Raw genomic sequence first — 16449 nt, 5'->3', positions numbered from 1 at the left:
GAGGAGGAGCGATGGTGGCTTCCCATCTGCCGGACGCCGTGCAGGGACCGGGCCGGGTCGACGTGGTGCTCAACGTCAACGGCGCCACGCACGTGGTGCGCATCGAGCCGCGGGTCAGCCTGCTGGACTGCCTGCGCGACCACATGAACCTGACCGGCGCCAAGAAGGGCTGCAATCAGGGCGCGTGCGGCGCGTGCACGGTGTGGGTCGACAAGCGGCGCGTGGTGGCCTGTCTGACCCTGGCCATCGCCTGCGAGGGCCGGGAGGTCACGACGATCGAGGGCATGGCCGAGAACGGCAGCCTGCATCCGATGCAGAAGGCATTCCTGTCCGAGGACGCCCTCCAGTGCGGCTACTGCACCCCGGGGCAGATCATGTCGGCGGTTGCGCTGCTGGCCGAGGGGCACGCCGGCTCCGACGCCGAGATCGGCGAGTGGATGAGCGGCAACATCTGCCGCTGCGCGGCGTACCCGAACATCCGCACGGCGATCCGCGACGTGCGAGACGGCGTGGGAGGTGTGGGTCGTGCGGCCGGTTAGCTACTCGCGGGTGGCGGACGTGGCGACCGCCATCGCCACCGTCGCCGCCGACCCGACCAGCGCGTACCTGGCCGGCGGCACCACGAAGATCGACATGCTGCGCATCTACGCCGAGCCGTCGCAGCGCCTGGTCGACATCAACGACCTGCCGATCGACCACATCGAGGTGCAGCCCGACGGCGCGGTGCGCCTGGGGGGCCTGGCCCGGATGAACGACGTCGCGCTGTCCCCGGTCGTGGTGGACCGCTTCCCCATGCTGTCCGAGGCGCTGCTGCTGGGCGCGTCTGCGCAGCTGCGCAACATGGCCTCCATGGGCGGCAACATGCTCCAGCGGGTGCGCTGCTCGTACTTCCGCGACGCCGAAGCCTGCTGCAACAAGCGCGCGCCGGGCACCGGGTGCAGCGCGATCGCCGGGGTCAACCGCGGGCACGCCGTGCTGGGCACCAGCCCGCACTGCATCGCCACGCACCCGTCGGACGCGGCGGTGGCACTGGTCGCGCTCGATGCGATGATCCACTTCCAGAACTCCGGCGGCCACCACGCCGTCGCGATCGACGACTTCTTCCTGCTGCCCGGCGACACCCCCGAGCGCGAGCACCCGCTCAACCACGGCGACCTGATCACCGCGATCGAGGTCCCGGCGCTGCCGACCGCCCGCAACTCGCTCTACCTGAAGGTGCGCGACCGGGAGTCGTACGAGTTCGCGCTCGCCTCGGCGGCCTGCGCGCTCACGGTCACCGACGGCACGGTCGCCGAGGTGCGGCTGGCGCTGGGCGGGGTGGCCACCAAGCCGTGGCGGGCCCGCAAGGCCGAGCACGTGCTGCGCGGCGCGCCCGCGACCCGGGAGACGTTCACCCGCGCCGCGGAGGCGGAGCTGGCCGACGCGGTGCCGCAGGCCATGAACGCCTTCAAGATCGAGCTGGCCAAGCGCACGATGGTCCGGGCGCTGGAAACCCTCACCGCGCGAGGAGGAGCCGCATGAGCACCGCGATCGGGCGTCCGCTGGACCGGGTCGACGGGCACGCGAAGGTCACCGGCGCGGGCCGCTACTCGGCGGAGGTCGCGCTGCCCGGCCTGGCGCACGCCGTGCTGGTCACCTCCCGGGTGCCCAGCGGCCGGGTGGAGCTGCTCGACACGTACGACGCGGAGCGGGCCGAGGGCGTGCTCGCCGTGCTGCACCACCTGAACCTGCCCAAGGGCGGCTCGGTCCCGCCACTGCTGCCGTCGCTGTTCGGGGCGGCCGCGTCCGGGCAGACGTTCTTCCCGATGCAGGACGAGGTGATCCACTACGCCGGGCAGCACCTGGCGCTGGTCGTCGCCGAGACCCTCGACCAGGCCGAGCACGCGGCCCGGCTGGTGCGGGTGACCTACCAGGAGACGGCGTCGGTCACCACCGTCGAGCAGGGACGCGACCGGGCGTACGAGCCGGAAAGGATCTTCGCCGGCTTCATGCCCGGCCGGACGACCCGCGGGGACGTGGCGGCGGCCCTCGACCGTGCGCAGGTGACCGTGGAGAACACGTACCACTGCGCGGCCAACCACCACAACCCGATCGAGTGCTCGGCGACCACGGCCGTGTGGGAGGGCGACCGGCTCACCCTGTACGACGGAACCCAGGGCCCCAACGCCACCCTGCACACCGTCGCCGAGCTGCTCAACGTGATGCCGTCGCACATCCGGGTGGTCACCGACTACGTCGGCGGCAGCTTCGGCTGCAAGGCGATGATCTGGGACCATCCGGCGCTGGCCGCGCTCGCCGCGCGGGCCGTGCACCGGCCGGTGCGGCTGGCCCTGTCGCGCGAGCAGATGTTCAGCTCCGTCGGGCACCGCGAGGAGCAGGAGCAGCGGCTGACGCTGGGCGCCGACCGCGACGGGCGGCTGACCGCGATCCGCCACCACAAGCTCTCCCCCACCTCGCACTTCGACGACTGGGCCGAGCCGTCGCTGAGCGTGGCGTCGCAGATGTACGCCTGCCCGAACTACGAGGGCGTCTACAGCCTGATCAAGGCGAACACCATGACGCCGACGTTCACCCGCTGCCCCGGCGAGGCGTCGGGCATGTTCGTCATGGAGACCGCGATGGACGAGCTGGCCGAAAAGCTCGACCTCGACCCCCTCGAACTGCGGCTGCGCAACTACGCCGAGACCGAGCCGACGACCGGGCACCCGTGGTCCAGCAAGGGCCTGCGCGACTGCTACCGGCGCGGCGCGGAGCTCGCCCGCTGGTCCGAACGCGACCCGCGGCCGGGCGCCGTACGCGACGGGAACTGGCTGCTCGGCTGGGGCATGGCCAGCTCCGCGTACCCGGTGACGCCGCCCGGCGGCCCGCAGCGCGCCCGCGCCCGCATCTTCGCCGACGGCAGCGCCGTGGTGCAGTCCAGCTTCGCCGACTTCGGCACCGGCTCGGCGACCGCGATGACCCAGGTCGCCGCCGACGGCCTGGGCCTGCCGCTGGAGCGCGTGCGCGTCCAGTACGGCGACAGCGACCTGCCCAACACCGCCGCCGCCGTCGGCTCGGCCGGGGCCGGCATGGTCAGCGCCGCCGTGCACATCGCCGCGACCGCGCTGCGCGACCAGCTGATCGCCCAGGCCGTCGCCGACGAGCGCTCGCCACTGCACGGCGCGGACCCGAGGCAGGTGGTCGTAGGCGACGGCCGGATGGCGCTGCGGGACCGGCCCGGCACCGGGGAGACCTACGCCGAGCTGCTGCAGCGCTCGTTCATGGCCGACGCGGAGGCGCTGGGCACGTGGAACCCGCCCGGCATGGACACCCCGTACGGCACGATGACGTTCGGCGCGCAGTTCGCGCAGGTGGCCGTCGATGCCGAGCTGGGCCTGTGCCGGGTGCGGCAGCTCATCGGGGTGTTCGACCCCGGGCGGGTGCTCAACCGCAAGACCGCGCACAGCCAGCTGATGGGCGGCATGCTGTGGGGCATGAGCCACGCCCTGCTGGAGGGCACGATCATGGGCCCGGACGGCCGCTGGGCCAACACCAGCCTCGGCGAGTACCTGGTCCCGGTCAACGCCGACGCCCCCGACGTGCTCATCGAGACGATCGAGACCACGGACACGGTGGTGAACCCGCTGGGCGTCAAAGGTGTCGGCGAGGTCGGCATGGTCGGCACGGCCGCCGCGATCGCGAACGCGATCTGGCACGCCACCGGCCGCCGGCACCACCGGCTGCCCATCACCGTCGAAGACCTGCTGTAGCCGAGGGCCGCCGGTGACCGAACCCGCTCCCGTGCCCGACGACGAACCCGTCTCGGTGCTGTTCACCTGGGCGGTCGTGCCCGGCCGGGAGCCCGACTTCGAACGATGGCTGGAAGAGGTGAACGCGGCGTCCTCGCGTTTCCCCGGCCACCAGGGCGTGACCTGGCTGCGCCCGCGGCACACCGCACCTGGCGACAAGGCGGTCTACCACTGCGTGCTGCGCTTCCGCAACGGCCGCGACCTGAGCCGGTGGCTGACCTCACCGGAGCGCGAGGTGGTGGTACGGCATCTGGCCGGCATCGCCGAAGAGGCCGAGCCCCGGGAGACCACCACCGGCATGGAGACCTGGTTCAGCCTGCCCGGCCGCCCGGTGCTGCCCCCGCCCCGGTGGAAGATGGCGATCGTGTCGTTCCTCGGGGTGTACCCGTGCGTGCTGGTCTTCCAGCTGCTCGGCGCGGAGCACCTGAGCGAGCTGCCGCTGCCGCTGGTGGTGCGCGCCGCGATCCTGCCGATGCTGCTGGCGCCGATCCTGACCTACCTGGTCATGCCCTGGCTGAGCCAGACCCTGCGCGGCTTCCTGTACGACCGCCGCTGACCCAGCGCGCTCGCGGCCACCCCCCATTTCGATCGACGTTGGCCTACATCCTCAAGGAAGGCGACCAGGTGCTGGTCGACACCGGCACCGGCGAGGCCAAGCCGTTCCCGTATCCGGCGGTCTGGGCCACGGCCGACACGCTGCTGGCCAAGTTCGACGACGGCGTGCTCACGTTGCGCCCCGACGGGACCGCCATCGCCGACGCGAGCCTCGCCGCCCCGCTGAGCGCCCCGCTCGTGCTCGGACCGCCCGCCTCCTGACCGGCGTCACCGAGGGTTTCCCCGATCGCACGGAAACAGGCTGTTTCGGACGGCCGGGACGGGGTAGGTGCGACCCGATGGAGAGGAGCACGAGATGAGCTGGGCCGACAAGCCGAACGGGAACGAGACGCTACGGCGGGCCGGCACGGCCGACTTCGACGGCGACATCGCCGTCCTGCGCCAGCGGGGCAGACACCTCATCGCGGAGCTCGTCCGGCTGTCCCGGCAGCTGGCCGACCTGCAGAAGGCGATCAGATCCCGCCACGGGGCGGTCGGCGGATCGCGGGGCAGCAGCGCCTCCGGCGGAGAGCCGCGCTGACCCGAACCTTGGCCGTGTCCTCACCGAACGCCGGTCGTCCCGGGAGCCGTACGGGCTCCCGGGACGACCGGTTTCAGTAGGCCTTGAGCGTGATCGCGTCGGCCTTGCCGGCCTGGATCCGCAGCAGACGGGAGAACGGGCGGCGGGTCATCACCCGGGTGCTGACGTCGCGCAGCCGGATCGCGGCCGCCGACATCGGCAGCATGCCGCCGACCCCGCCGGGCGGCAGCTTCTGGCACTGCTCGACATAACCGCGCATCCGCTCCTCGTACGCGGTGAACGCGGGCACGTGGTCACCGCCGGCCGCGGCCAGCTCCCCGGCGAGCACGTACGCGCCGACCAGGGACAGGCTCGTGCCCAGGCCGCTGATCGGCGAGGCGCAGTAGCCCGCGTCGCCCAGCAGCGCGACCCGGCCGGAGGTCCAGTGCGGCATGTGCACCTGGCCGACGACGTCGAAGTAGAAGTCGGGGGCGTCCCACATCGCGTCGAGCATGGCCGGCACGCGCCAGCCGTCGCCCGCGTACACCTGGGCCAGCAGCCGCTTCTGCGCCTGCACGTCGCGAGGGTCGACGACGTGCCCGGCCGAGCGGAACGTCAGCATCGCCTTGGCGGTGTGCTCGTTCTCCGGCCGGATGCCCGCGCAGCGGCCGCCGGGGATGCCGTGCATGAGGAACCAGTGCGGGTCGAGGTCGGTCTGCGCGGGCATGGTGAAGTACGCGGTGTACGCGCCGAGCTGCTTGATGAACTGCTGCTCCGGTCCGAAGGCCAGCCCGCGGACCCCGGAGTGCACCCCGTCGGCCCCGACGACCAGGTCGTAGACCTCGGCGCGGCCGCTGCGGAACTCGACCTTGACGCCGTCCGCGCCGTCGGCCAGCGCGGTGATCCGGTCCCCGAAGCGGTACTCGACGTCGCTCTTGGTCAGGTCGTGGAGGATGTCGGCGAGGTCGCCGCGCAGGATCTCGTACTCGGCGACGATGCCCTCGCCGCCCGCCAGTGTCGCGGGCATCTCCGAGGTGCGCCGGCCGGTGCCGTCGACCCAGGCGAAGCCTTCCTCGTGCACCCGGGCGCGGGTGATCGCGGGCATGATGCCCATCCGCGCGCAGACGTCCTTGGCGACGCCGCGGATGTCGACGGCGTGCCCGCCGGGCCGGATGCCGGGGGCGCGTTCCACCACGGTCACCGCGAAGCCGTGCCGGTGCAGCCAGTACGCCAGTGCCGGCCCGGCGATGCTCGCACCCGAGATCAGTACGGTGTTCTTCCTCATCGGTCTCTCCCCAGTCTCTGTGTACGCTGTACGCGCCGTTGAGAACACCGTAGAGAGGCGGACCCTTGAGCTGCAACAAGGCCATCAGTGTACTAGTACACGACCTAGTACACCGGACGAGGTGGGCGCGGTGAGCGCCCACCAGGACGGATCTGGTGTACTAGTACGCGTGAGCACCGAAGCACCGTTTCGGCGGATCGTCGGGCAGATCCGGGCCCAGATCGACGGCGGGCAGCTGCGCCCCGGCGACCGGGTGCCCTCGGCCCGCCAGATCACCGCCGAGTGGGGCGTGGCGATCGCCACCGCCACCAAGGTGCTGGCCACGCTGCGCGCCGAAGGGCTGGTCGAGGCGGTGCGCGGGGTCGGCACCGTGGTCGCCGAGCGCGACAGGCCCACCGAACCCGCCCGGCGCGAACGGCGGCCGCGCCCGGCCGCCGCCGAACCGACCCGCGAGCAGGTGGTACGCCACGCGATGGCGCTGGCCGACGCCGAAGGCCTGGACGCGGTGTCCATGCGCCGGCTGGCCACCGAATTCGGGCTGGCCACGATGAGCCTCTACCGCTTCGTCCGCGGCAAGGACGACCTCGTCCGGTTGATGATCGACGCCGCGTTCGCCGAAGCGCCGCTGCCCGCCGTACCGCCCAAAGGTGTGCACGCGCAGCTCACCCTGGTCAACCGTCAGCTGTGGGGCATCTTCCGCCGGCACCACTGGCTCGCCCCGGCGATGTCGATCACCAGGCCGGAGCTGGCGCCGCACGGCATCAAGTACACCGAGTTCGCGCTCGCCGCGCTGGCCCCGCTCGGCCTGTCGGTCACCGAGATGATGCACATCCACCTGGCCGTGTTCGCGTTCGTCCGCGGCCTGGCCATGGGCTTCGCCACCGAGGCGCAAGCCGCCCAGCACACCGGCATGACCAGCGACGAGTGGATGGACCGCCAGGGCCAGGCCTTCGACGACCTGGTCGACTCCGGGCGCTTCCCGATGGTCGGCCGGGTCGCCGAGATCCCCGACTTCGAACTCGCCCTCGACGCCGTCTTCGACTACGGCCTGCCCCGCTTCCTGCAGGGCATCCTGCCGAAGTGATGGGAAGGGCACCTTGCACAACGCATGGCGATGTGAAGGTGCCCTTCCTTCGTTCAGGACTGGTAGGGGTTGGCCGTGTAGGTGCGGGAGAGGGTGCCGGGGATGGTGAAGTACTCCACGGCGAGCTTGGCCGGGTCGGTCGCGAGCTGGCCGCGCCCGGGCAGGTCGTTGCCGTCGTCCCAGCCCCACGGCGCGTTGGCCGAGTTGGTGGTGCAGTCGTAGGTGCCCGCGCCGCAGTCGCCGGAGTCGTCCCCGGCGAACGTGCCCGCGCTCGCGAACAGGCTGGTGTTGGCGCGCTGCGCCCACAGCCCGCCCGCCGCGAAGATGTCGATCAGCTGGTATCGCACGTCGCGGTCGTCGCCGCTGCTCGGCGTCTCGGCGACGGTGGACGGGTAGTACACGATGCCGTCGCCGTTGATGCTGTACTGCGGGTACGCCTTCAGGCCATGGCCCTTGGCCTCCTGCGCGGTGACCGGGTGCGCGAAGCCGTCGTGCGGCGAGGACTGCAGCTGCAGGGTGCCGTCGACGCTCTCCCGGCCGCTTGACCAGGTGCTGCCGGACGGGGTGTACGAGAAGAAGTCGGTGTGCGCGACCGTGACCGCCGCGCGCAGCACCCCGTAGTCGGAGCCGTCGCGCTCGACGACCAGCAGCACGCCCTCACCGTCGTTCTCGTGCTCGGTCTCGAAGAACGGGTGGTCGGTCCAGTCACGCGGGTGGAAGAACAGGTAGGTCAGGTACCAGTGGGTGCTCGTCTCCACGACGGAGTAGTAGGCGTGCGCGGCCAGTGAGACCCCGGCCTGGCCGGTGCGGTCCCAGTTGTTGCGGCCGTTGAGGTCGCCGTCGAAGTCGACCTTCGTGATGTAGTCCGACTTGCCGCTCAGCGCGTGGCTGCCGGTGGCGTCGACGTCCTGGTAGTGGATCGGCGCCCAGCGCAGCGCCAGTTGCGCCCGGGTCACCGCCGCGCCGGCCGGCGCCGGAACGGCCAGCCCAGCGGTCGTGAGCGCGGCCGTCAGCGCAGCCACCACCAGGGATCGCCCGGTGGTCCTGAACCTGTCGAGCATGAGTGCTCTCCCTGCATCCGTGTCGATAGATGGATGCAGATGCTATGTCCAACGGCGGCCGTCGCATATGGCCGCGCGGCGAATCGCCGGTGGACGGTGATCGAAGATCTCGCCCGTGCGCGGACAGGTCCCGGCGGCGGCGTTCACATCTATTTTGATGTGGGCACATCAAAATAGATGTGCCCACACGCCGAGACACCACTCCCGGCGCGGCCGGGGACAGGCCAGCGCCAGGGACTGCCGTTCAGGCGGGCTCGGCGGCGACCTCCGGCGCCGGGTCACCGGGCAGCCAGCGCACCGCGGCGAGCCCTACCAGCACGATCGGCACGGCGAACAGCGCCGCCAGCGGCGCGATGCCCAGCCACAGCGAGCCGAACCCGAACGCCCCGTACACGGCCAGCGCGCCCAGTTCCGCGCCGAACCCCGACACCGACAGCACGGTGGCCCGGGTGTGCCCGCTCATCGTGTGCTGCAGCCGCGCCTCGGTCAGCACCCGGGTCAGTTGTAACAGTCCGAAGCAGACCGCGAGCGGCACCAGCCCGGCCACTCCCCCGGTCAGCGCCCCGACCGCCAGCGCCGTCCCGGCCACCGCGATCGTCACCCCGGTCGCCAGCGGCGTCGCCCGCCAGCGCTCGGCCAGCAGGCTGCCCAGTGCCATCGCCGCGATCAGCGCCGCGATGACCAGGGGCACCCCGGCAGTCGCCACGCCCAGGTCACGTACGAGCAGCGGCCCGTACTCGTCGAGCGCGCTCAGGCTCGGCACGGCAGCGGTGATCAGCACCGCGTGCCACACCCGCCGGTTCCTGCGCACCTCCGCCAAACCGTCCCGGAGATTACGCAGGTAGGCCCGCCCGCCGGCCGACTCACGGCGAGCCCGGGGCTGCTCGGGCAGGGCCAGCGCCGCCGCGGCACTGCCCAGGCAGGCCAGCACGCTGCCCGCGGCGATCAGCCCGAAACCGCCGAGGGCGTACGCCGGGGCGGCCAGCGCGCTGGCGGCCAGCATCGACACCATCGCCACCGTCGCCGCACGCCCCGCGAGCGCGGTGTAGCGGTCCGTCGCGCCCTCGGCCGCCAGCTCGTCGTAGAGCAGCGCCTCCTTGGTCCCGGAGCTGATCGCGCTGCGCACTCCCCACAGCACGAACCCGACCGCGAACCCGGCGTACGTCGGCCACAGGAACCAGATCGCGAACCCTGCCCCGCGCAGCAGCGCCCCGAAGGCCAGCAGCCTGCGGCGGGAGTACGTGTCCGCCCATGCCCCCGACGGCACCTCCAACGAGAACGCGACCGCGCTCCAGATCACCAGCAGCGAGGTCAGCTCCGCGGTGGACAGGCCCGCATCGGCCATCAGCAGCGTGTACACGGGGAAGAACAGCACACCCTCGTCACAGGCGCGCAGCGCCGCGTAGATCCGGCCGAGCCTGCGCACCGGCGGCGTCATCGCCGTCCCCCGTGAGTCGCCATGCCCCCAAGCCTGGCGGGACTCCCGATCGGACGCAATCCGCGCGGACTCGCGTCGTGACCCCGCGGCCGGTCCGGAGCGCGGGGTCACAACGGCCGGCGACGGTCAGTTCGCAGGGCCGCCCGGCGGCGTCGGACGGGCCAGGCACTGCGGCACCGTCACGACGACCCACGGGCGCACCATCGTGCGGTGTGCCTGCTCATCGATGGCGTAGCCGATGACCAGCTGGTCCGCGGCCGGGATGTGCTGCGGACGGATGACGACGTACACGCCCTCGTCGCGCAGCTGGTAGTCGATCGGGGACGTGGCGTGCTCCGGCGTCCCCGGCAGCGGAAACTCGTACGTCGTATCCACCGGCGGCTGCTCGGCGCATTGGTCGGCGGGCACCATGCCCATCACGACGGTCCGCGCTCCGGCTCGCGCCAGCTCGGCGTTCAGTTGTGCCGGGTCCGTCAGCTCATCGGCCCGGAAGCTCACCACCACCGAGCCATCGGCGTTCACCCCGACCGAGTACGCGGGCGCGGCCCACGGCTCGGCCACCGCCAGCACCCCGGCCGCCGCGAACACGGCGATCCCGGCCAGCGCCGTCGCGAGGCGGCGGCGTGCCGGGCGCGGCCGGACGGGCGGGTTGTCCTCGGCGGTCAGCACCCGGTCGAGCATGGCGCGGGCGTACGGGTCGTGCGGGTGCGGCGCGGGCGGGGCCGGGTCGGCGGCCCTCAGCCGGGCCAGGGCGGTGCTGCTGCGGTCGTTCATGAGCTGGTGCTCCCTTCGGCGACGATCGACGGCATGGGCGGGCGGGATGTCGCCTGGGCGGCGGGTTCCTCCGTGGCCAGCAGCCGGGCCGCGAAGCGCTTGCGGGCACGGTGCAGGCGCACCTTCACCGCGGTCCGGCTGCAGCCCAGCACGAGGGCGACCTCGGCCACCTCCAGGCCCTCCCACTCGGTCAGGCGCAGGACCTCCTGATCGGCCTCGGAGAGCCCGGCCAGCACGGCGCGCACCCGCAGGTGCTCGCCGACCTGCCCGGCGTGGTCGTCCACGGTGGCGTCGGCGTCGACGGCCGCCTTGGCGGACAGCCGCTCCCGGCGGGCGCGGGCCCGCAGCTCGTTGGCGATCACGTGCCGCGCGGTGGCGTACAGCCAGGCCCGGGGGTGTTCGGCGGGCACTTCGGCGAAGCGCCGCCAGGCGACGAGGAACGTGCCGGAGACGACGTCCCCGGCCGCGTCGGGGCCCACCCGACGAGTGGCGAAACGCGTCAGCTCCGCGTAATGGGCGTCGAACAGCTCCTCGAAGCGCCCTCTGGCGGCCGCGTTGTCTGGTTCCATACCCGGGAATGTCCACCTGCCGCGCTCGGGTTACCGGTCGGCGCAGATCATCTCGCGAACGCCGCCGACCGATGCTGCGCGGGCGGTCGCCGTCAGGCCGGTCCGCCCGATTCGGCCAGGCTGAGCCGCCAGGCGTCGACCAGCGGGGCGAACCGTTGCGCGGCGTCGAACAGGGCGTCCGGGCCGAGCCGGTGCGCGTCCAGGTGCGACAGCATCTCCATGCCGAGGTAGAGCGCGACCGCGGCGGTGGCGACCTCGCGCACCGGAATCAGCTCGGCCAGCGGCGTGCCCGCGAGCAGGCGCTCGATGACCCCGGCCGCGAAGTCCTGCCACACCGCGGTCTGCACCTTCACCTGCTCGGCCAGCCGGGCGTTGGCGTTGGCCGCGGCGACCAGCTCCTGCACCGCGGCGATGTGCCCCGCCGCGCCGTCCTCGTCGTACAGGCGGCGCAGCCGGGCCAGGGTGTCCGTGGCCGTGGTGACCCCGTCGAGTTCGGCCCGGTAGCGGGCCAGCCGGGCCTCGCTGGTGAACTGCGACGTGGCGACGAACAGGTCGTCCATGTCGGTGAAGTGGTAGTAGATGACGCCGGGCGCGAACCCGCCGGTCTTGGCGACGGCGCGGGCGGTGCAGCGGCCGTACCCCTCGTCGGCGAGGGTGCGGGCGGCCGCGTGCAGCACCCGCGCCCGGGTGTCGGCGCGAGGCGGCATCAGATGACCCGGACCGGTCGCACGCCCGCCGCGGACAGGTGCGGGTCGAGGCGGCGGGCCAGCTCGGGCAGCCGGTGGCTGGGGATCTGCGGGTACAGGTGATGCTCCAGGTGGTAGGTCAGCTCAAGGAAGATCGCGGGGATGACCCTCCCGCGCAGCGTACGCGTCTGCGTGAGCGGCTCGTCGCCGTAGTCGTGGTGCGGCAGGTAGACGGTGAGCAGCGGGTAGACCCAGCTCCCGGCGATCGCCATCACGGCGTACGCCAGCAGTGCCGGGGTCACCGGCCACAGCAGCACTCCCCCGGCCAGCGCGGCGAACGGCATCGCCGCCTCGGCCAGCAGCCACGTCCGCAGCCCTCGGTCGCCGCGGGCGCGCCGCCACGACCACCACCACAGCCGGGCCAGGAACACCGGTCCGTACAGGACGGCCCCGAGCAGCGACAGGTTCGCCGGGTAGCCCTCGGGGTCCTCGTCGCTCGGGAACAGCCGGTGGTGCTGCAGGTGGGTGGACCGGTACGCGTGCCCGCTCTCCAGCAGCACCAGCCCGGTGAAGAACAGCGCCCACTCGGTCTGCCGCGCGGACAGGCCCAGGGCGCGGTGCACCACGTCGTGCGTCACGGTCACCACGGACACGAACACCCCGAACACCACCAGCGGCGTCAGCCACCACCAGCCGGCCCACGCGACCAGCGCGAAGACCCCGATCATCGCGTACGGCCGCACGAGCGCGACCCGGGTGCGCCACCGCGACACGGCCAGCAGGTCCGTGCCGACCTCGCTCAGGCTCGGCAGCTTCGCGCTCATGCCCGCACCCCCGTCGAGCGCAGCACGTCCTCGGCGACCAGGCGGCTGCCGAGCACGCACGCCACCGTGCCCAGTCCTGGCCACGTCGTGTCACCGACCTGCCAGAACCCGGGCAGCGCGGTGCGGTGCGGCACGGCGAACTGGTTGGAGTTGCGCAGTGTCTGCCGCACTCCGCCGACCGATCCTCGGGGCCGCCAGGTGAACCGCTCGTAGCTGCGCGGTGTGCCGACCTGCCGGACCACGGCCCGCTCCCCCAGGTGCGGGTAGACCCGCCGGGCATGCTCGATCAGGCGCTGCCCGATCTCGTGCTTGCGCGCCGCGTACTCCGGTTCGGACAGCCCTTGCCAGTCGGCCAGCTCGGTGTGGGTGGAGATCATGACGGCGCGGTGGCCGGGCGGCGCGCTGACCTCGTCGCCGGGCGAGGACACGGACACGAACATGTTGTTGCCCTCCCCGAGCGGCCGCGCGTAGTCCTGCATCAGCTGGTGGTGGGTGAACTCCTGCCCGGCGACCTCGGGTTCGGGCACGCCCAGGAACACCACCACCGCCCCGCCCAGGTCGGGCTCGTCGCGCTCCAGGTACGGCCGCAGCCCCGCCGCGACCGGCGTGCCGGCCGCCACCTGCGCCGTGACCGGCGCGGGCAGCGCGCTCACCACGACGGACGCCTCGACGTCGCCGCGCGCGGTGTGCACCGTGTAGCCGCCGGCGTCACCACCTCTACGTTGTCCTAGGAGGCTGCCCCGCTGCTGTCCGGCGCGGGTGGTCACGCGCTGAACGCGGCAACCGGTACGCAGGTCGCCGCCGAGCGCGCGGTAGTGCCCGACGAGCACCCGCCAGAACCCGTGCATGCCACCGCGGTGGCGGGTCAGCCCGGCCCCGCGGATGGTCACCCCGAGCGCCGCGTTGATCAGCGGGGCGCGGTCGACGGTGCTGTGCACGGTGTCCTCGACCAGCATGCCGAGCAGCGCCACCAGCGAGTCCTGGCCGCGCAGCCCGTGTGCCCGCAGCGCGCCGCCCATGGTCCGGCCGAGGTGGCGGACCAGCGGCAGGTGCCGCAGGCCGACCGCGCGCAGATCGTGCAGCGCGTCGGCGGGCGTGCGGATCGGCAGCCGGATGCCGGACCGGCTGGCCGCCCAGAACACCTCGGCGAGCCGGTCCAGCTCGGCCCAGAAGCGCCGGTGCGCCCGGGTGTCGCCGAGGGTGCGCAGCCTTTCGGCGTGCCAGCGGGACTGCTCCCGGTGCAGCGTGACGACCCGGTCGGGCAGCCAGGCCACGTATCCGGGCAGCTGCTCGGCGTCGAGCGCGGGTGCGCCGGTGGTGGCGAGCAGCTCGTCGCCGACGCCGCCGGGCGCGAAGTCGACCAGGGTGGTGGCGCCCACGTCGAAGGAGAAGCCGCGGTGGCGGAAGTAGCCTGCGCAGCCGCCGGCGTGGCCGTGCGCCTCGAAGACGATCGTGGACAGGCCGGCCGCCTGCAGCCGCAGCGCGGTGGCGAGCCCCGCGAGCCCGCCGCCGAGCACCGCGACGTCGCAGTGCCGGGGCAGGTCGCGGGACCGGGTGAGGGTCGGCGTCCGGGAGAACCCCACGGGCGCCACATGATTCTGAACATCTGTTCTGAACACATGTTCAAATTAGAACTCGCCGTCCATCGAGTCAATGCCATGTTTCGAACGCCCTGCCGACCGGCGGATCCCCGACGCGAACCCGGATCTTCAGCCGGTTTTCACACCTCTGCCAGGTTGCTTCGTGGATCAACGGTTAGGGTCACGCCGATCACAGCAGCGTGGCGAGCCCGACCCCGGGCGTCGGCACGGCTCTATGATCGGCTCCGTCACCGCCGACTTCCTGGAGAGTTCATGTCGAGCACCGCAGGCCGCTGGTTCCGCTACGCCGCCATCGCCGAGACCTTCTCCTGGGTCGGCCTGCTCATCGGCATGTTCTTCAAGTACATCGTGGTCAAGAACGACATCGGCGTGTTCGTCTTCGGCCGGGTGCACGGCGCGATGTTCGTCTTCTACCTGGTGACCCTGGTGTGGGCGGCCCGCGTGCACCGCTGGAGCTTCGGCCGCCTCGTCGTGGGCGGCGCGGCGTCGATCCCGCCGTTCCTCGGCCTGCTGTTCGAGCGCTGGGTCGCCAAGCGCACCCCGGCCGCCGCGCCCGCCGAGACCGAGCCCGCGCTCACCCCGGCCCGCTGAGCTACTCCAGCACGTCCGAGCCCGCCGGGGCGTGGTGGCTCATGAAGATCCCGAACGGGATCGACAGTAGCCACATCGCCGCGGCCAGGGCCGTGCCGACGAAGAACGCCACCGGGATCGACAGCAGGAACGCCACGACCGGCGACAGCGCCATGATCGAACCCCAGCGCATGATCGCCGGGGTCACCTTCACCCGCAGCAGGCCGGCCTTCCAGGCGTACCGCAGCAGCACCACCTCCAGACCGCTGACGATCGCACCGGTCACCGCGTACGCGCTGACCGCCAGCGGGTTGCCGAAGTAGTCGCCCAGCAGCGCGGTCGGGAACGGCATGAACGCGATGAACGCCAGGTAGAGCATGTTGCGGGCGATGAGGCCGTAGTCGACGCCGCGCATCACGCTGAACATCTTGTGGTGGGCCAGCCAGTACCGGCCGATCAGCGCGAACGACAGGAAGAAGCCGGCGAACTCCGGCAGCAGGTCGGCGAGTTTGACCAACAATTCACGAACGCTGCCGACGTCGCTCAGGCGGGGCACGCCGACCTCGACGATGAGCAGGGTCATCGCGATCCCGAACAGGCCGTCGCTGAACGCGGTCACCCGGCCGAACTCCACCGAGTCGCGCGCCCAGACCCGCGCGGAGCCTCGTACCACATGATCACTCTAGGTCGCGAACGTGCCGTGGGCGGCCGAAACCGGCATGCGCCCACGATCATCGAGGGCTAGCCTGTCGCGCGTGTCTCCCTTCGTCGCCGCCGCGCTCCACGCCAACGGCCAGCTGCCCTCCGAGCGACTGCCGTGGATCGCCGCCGACTGGCTGACCGCGGGCCACGACGGTCCCGCGCTGCGCGAACTGGCCGGTCTGAGCGCGAACGACTACCGGGAAGCCGCCGAACTGCTGCCGGCGGCGCTGGCAGAGACCGGTCTGGCACCGCCGACCAAGGAGTCGGGTGCCCGCGCGTACCTCGACCACCTGTACACCGGTGTGCTCGACGGCACGCTGAGCGAGGGCGAACTCTGCTGGAAGGTATCCGACATGCGCAATTTCACCCACGAGGTGCGCGGCGTCTGGCCGTTCGACGAGCTGGCGGAGTTCGAATACCAGTTCAACGTCCGCTACGACTCCCCCACCGACGTGCAGGAGCAGCTCGTCCGCAAGCTCTGCCAGGACCACCGGGACCGGTATTTCGGCGGCGAAGCGTTGACCTAGGCGGTCACGCCTCCGGAGCGGGCCGACGTCCCCCGCGCCACCTGGCCAGGTACGGCAGCGCGAACAGGTAGAGGCCGCTGAGCAGGAGCAAGGCGAGCGGGAGCAGCGGGACGTAGGAGACCCAGACGATCGGCTCCTGCTGGGCCAGGGCGACGAACGTGGCGATGACGCTCACCGTGAAGATGATGGACAGCCAACGGTGGACCTGGCGGATCCCCTTGTTCCAGTTCATGGTGACCTCCTGAGCAGGACGGGACTCTGGCCCCTCGCGACGTGCGGTAGGGGCACGCTATTCGCGGCCACCCCGCCGACGCTTCTCGATTCCTGACTGATTCGCCGCGACCGCCCTGCGAGCGCTCGCCGCCGGGTCAGGCCGCCATGCGGGGCGCGGACCGCACCAAGAGCATCGGACTTGCCTGGCACGTG

At 72.2% G+C, this 16449-nt stretch carries 19 protein-coding genes; 9 read left to right on the top strand and 10 right to left on the bottom strand.

Annotated elements, in window-relative coordinates:
- Window positions 1–11 precede the first annotated feature (11 nt).
- The 6 genes from AB0B35_RS36630 to AB0B35_RS36605 all read left to right on the top strand — a co-directional run bounded on the left by AB0B35_RS36630 (window position 12) and on the right by AB0B35_RS36605 (window position 4923).
- On the top strand, window positions 12–539 hold the full coding sequence (locus AB0B35_RS36630; protein WP_361054876.1) for a (2Fe-2S)-binding protein: 528 nt from the start codon (window positions 12–14) through the stop codon (window positions 537–539).
- Window positions 526–1521 (top strand): xanthine dehydrogenase family protein subunit M, encoded by a 996-nt coding sequence (locus tag AB0B35_RS36625; RefSeq protein ID WP_361054873.1) that lies wholly within the window; start codon window positions 526–528, stop codon window positions 1519–1521. Before AB0B35_RS36630 ends, AB0B35_RS36625 begins: the two co-directional genes overlap by 14 nt.
- On the top strand, window positions 1518–3749 hold the full coding sequence (locus AB0B35_RS36620) for a xanthine dehydrogenase family protein molybdopterin-binding subunit (RefSeq protein ID WP_361054870.1): 2232 nt from the start codon (window positions 1518–1520) through the stop codon (window positions 3747–3749). The genes AB0B35_RS36625 and AB0B35_RS36620 overlap by 4 nt, the downstream gene beginning before the upstream one ends.
- Before the next feature lie 13 nt (window positions 3750–3762).
- Entirely contained in the window at window positions 3763–4344 is a 582-nt protein-coding gene (locus tag AB0B35_RS36615; RefSeq protein WP_361054867.1) for an antibiotic biosynthesis monooxygenase, read from the top strand.
- Window positions 4345–4382: 38 nt separating this feature from the next.
- Window positions 4383–4604: a hypothetical protein gene (locus AB0B35_RS36610; RefSeq protein ID WP_361054864.1), complete on the top strand. Its 222-nt coding sequence runs from the start codon at window positions 4383–4385 to the stop codon at window positions 4602–4604.
- A 94-nt stretch (window positions 4605–4698) separates the two neighbouring features.
- Window positions 4699–4923: a hypothetical protein gene (locus AB0B35_RS36605; RefSeq protein ID WP_361054861.1), complete on the top strand. Its 225-nt coding sequence runs from the start codon at window positions 4699–4701 to the stop codon at window positions 4921–4923.
- Between the two features lie 73 nt (window positions 4924–4996).
- Here the strand turns inward: AB0B35_RS36605 and AB0B35_RS36600 are convergent, their stop codons facing one another.
- Complete coding sequence (locus tag AB0B35_RS36600; RefSeq protein WP_361054858.1) at window positions 4997–6187, bottom strand: FAD-dependent monooxygenase; 1191 nt, start codon at window positions 6185–6187, stop codon at window positions 4997–4999.
- Window positions 6188–6356: 169 nt separating this feature from the next.
- Here AB0B35_RS36600 and AB0B35_RS36595 point away from each other — a divergent pair, with 169 nt between their 5' ends.
- Window positions 6357–7271 (top strand): GntR family transcriptional regulator, encoded by a 915-nt coding sequence (locus tag AB0B35_RS36595; RefSeq protein WP_361054856.1) that lies wholly within the window; start codon window positions 6357–6359, stop codon window positions 7269–7271.
- Between the two features lie 53 nt (window positions 7272–7324).
- Here AB0B35_RS36595 and AB0B35_RS36590 read toward each other — a convergent pair whose 3' ends face one another.
- The 7 genes from AB0B35_RS36590 to AB0B35_RS36560 form a co-directional block, all read right to left on the bottom strand.
- Window positions 7325–8332, bottom strand: a complete 1008-nt coding sequence (locus AB0B35_RS36590; RefSeq protein ID WP_361054853.1) for a hypothetical protein — start codon at window positions 8330–8332, stop codon at window positions 7325–7327.
- A 244-nt stretch (window positions 8333–8576) separates the two neighbouring features.
- Window positions 8577–9770: an MFS transporter gene (locus AB0B35_RS36585; protein ID WP_361054850.1), complete on the bottom strand. Its 1194-nt coding sequence runs from the start codon at window positions 9768–9770 to the stop codon at window positions 8577–8579.
- A gap of 126 nt (window positions 9771–9896) precedes the next feature.
- Window positions 9897–10544 carry a hypothetical protein gene (locus tag AB0B35_RS36580; protein WP_361054847.1) on the bottom strand — a complete coding sequence of 216 codons (648 nt, stop codon included), beginning with the start codon at window positions 10542–10544 and terminating at the stop codon, window positions 9897–9899.
- Window positions 10541–11113 (bottom strand): sigma-70 family RNA polymerase sigma factor, encoded by a 573-nt coding sequence (locus AB0B35_RS36575; protein ID WP_361054844.1) that lies wholly within the window; start codon window positions 11111–11113, stop codon window positions 10541–10543. The genes AB0B35_RS36580 and AB0B35_RS36575 overlap by 4 nt, the downstream gene beginning before the upstream one ends.
- 92 nt (window positions 11114–11205) lie before the next feature.
- Window positions 11206–11820, bottom strand: coding sequence for a helix-turn-helix domain-containing protein (locus tag AB0B35_RS36570; RefSeq protein ID WP_361054841.1), 615 nt, complete (start codon window positions 11818–11820; stop codon window positions 11206–11208).
- Window positions 11820–12623 carry a fatty acid desaturase gene (locus AB0B35_RS36565; RefSeq protein WP_361054838.1) on the bottom strand — a complete coding sequence of 268 codons (804 nt, stop codon included), beginning with the start codon at window positions 12621–12623 and terminating at the stop codon, window positions 11820–11822. Before AB0B35_RS36565 ends, AB0B35_RS36570 begins: the two co-directional genes overlap by 1 nt.
- Window positions 12620–14206: an NAD(P)/FAD-dependent oxidoreductase gene (locus tag AB0B35_RS36560; RefSeq protein WP_361054835.1), complete on the bottom strand. Its 1587-nt coding sequence runs from the start codon at window positions 14204–14206 to the stop codon at window positions 12620–12622. The genes AB0B35_RS36565 and AB0B35_RS36560 overlap by 4 nt, the downstream gene beginning before the upstream one ends.
- A 270-nt stretch (window positions 14207–14476) precedes the next feature.
- On the opposite strand from AB0B35_RS36560, the gene AB0B35_RS36555 reads away from it, so the two are divergent.
- Window positions 14477–14815: a DUF3817 domain-containing protein gene (locus AB0B35_RS36555; RefSeq protein ID WP_361054832.1), complete on the top strand. Its 339-nt coding sequence runs from the start codon at window positions 14477–14479 to the stop codon at window positions 14813–14815.
- A gap of 1 nt (window position 14816) precedes the next feature.
- Here AB0B35_RS36555 and AB0B35_RS36550 read toward each other — a convergent pair whose 3' ends face one another.
- The gene (locus AB0B35_RS36550; RefSeq protein WP_361054829.1) at window positions 14817–15467 is read right to left on the bottom strand and encodes a TMEM175 family protein; all 651 of its coding nucleotides are present in this window, start codon (window positions 15465–15467) and stop codon (window positions 14817–14819) included.
- An 82-nt stretch (window positions 15468–15549) separates the two neighbouring features.
- Between AB0B35_RS36550 and AB0B35_RS36545 the strand changes: the two genes are divergently transcribed.
- On the top strand, window positions 15550–16023 hold the full coding sequence (locus AB0B35_RS36545; protein ID WP_361054827.1) for a hypothetical protein: 474 nt from the start codon (window positions 15550–15552) through the stop codon (window positions 16021–16023).
- 4 nt (window positions 16024–16027) lie between these two features.
- Here AB0B35_RS36545 and AB0B35_RS36540 read toward each other — a convergent pair whose 3' ends face one another.
- The gene (locus AB0B35_RS36540) at window positions 16028–16255 is read right to left on the bottom strand and encodes a hypothetical protein (protein ID WP_361054824.1); all 228 of its coding nucleotides are present in this window, start codon (window positions 16253–16255) and stop codon (window positions 16028–16030) included.
- Between the last annotated feature and the right edge of the window lie 194 nt (window positions 16256–16449).

Source organism: Catellatospora sp. NPDC049133, assembly GCF_040648455.1.
GTDB classification, from domain to species: Bacteria; Actinomycetota; Actinomycetes; order Mycobacteriales; family Micromonosporaceae; genus Catellatospora; species Catellatospora aurea.
This window is presented reverse-complemented; position numbering and strand designations above follow the sequence as displayed.

What these genes read in the sequence shown, in the direction of transcription:
- AB0B35_RS36575 (WP_361054844.1), bottom strand. Translation starts at nt 11,113, where the DNA reads ATGGAACCAGACAACGCGGCCGCCAGAGGGCGCTTCGAGGAGCTGTTC.
- AB0B35_RS36630 (WP_361054876.1), top strand. Translation starts at nt 12, where the DNA reads ATGGTGGCTTCCCATCTGCCGGACGCCGTGCAGGGACCGGGCCGGGTC.
- AB0B35_RS36540 (WP_361054824.1), bottom strand. Translation starts at nt 16,255, where the DNA reads ATGAACTGGAACAAGGGGATCCGCCAGGTCCACCGTTGGCTGTCCATC.
- AB0B35_RS36590 (WP_361054853.1), bottom strand. Translation starts at nt 8,332, where the DNA reads ATGCTCGACAGGTTCAGGACCACCGGGCGATCCCTGGTGGTGGCTGCG.
- AB0B35_RS36580 (WP_361054847.1), bottom strand. Translation starts at nt 10,544, where the DNA reads ATGAACGACCGCAGCAGCACCGCCCTGGCCCGGCTGAGGGCCGCCGAC.
- AB0B35_RS36620 (WP_361054870.1), top strand. Translation starts at nt 1,518, where the DNA reads ATGAGCACCGCGATCGGGCGTCCGCTGGACCGGGTCGACGGGCACGCG.
- AB0B35_RS36585 (WP_361054850.1), bottom strand. Translation starts at nt 9,770, where the DNA reads ATGACGCCGCCGGTGCGCAGGCTCGGCCGGATCTACGCGGCGCTGCGC.
- AB0B35_RS36600 (WP_361054858.1), bottom strand. Translation starts at nt 6,187, where the DNA reads ATGAGGAAGAACACCGTACTGATCTCGGGTGCGAGCATCGCCGGGCCG.
- AB0B35_RS36605 (WP_361054861.1), top strand. Translation starts at nt 4,699, where the DNA reads ATGAGCTGGGCCGACAAGCCGAACGGGAACGAGACGCTACGGCGGGCC.
- AB0B35_RS36555 (WP_361054832.1), top strand. Translation starts at nt 14,477, where the DNA reads ATGTCGAGCACCGCAGGCCGCTGGTTCCGCTACGCCGCCATCGCCGAG.
- AB0B35_RS36565 (WP_361054838.1), bottom strand. Translation starts at nt 12,623, where the DNA reads ATGAGCGCGAAGCTGCCGAGCCTGAGCGAGGTCGGCACGGACCTGCTG.
- AB0B35_RS36570 (WP_361054841.1), bottom strand. Translation starts at nt 11,820, where the DNA reads ATGCCGCCTCGCGCCGACACCCGGGCGCGGGTGCTGCACGCGGCCGCC.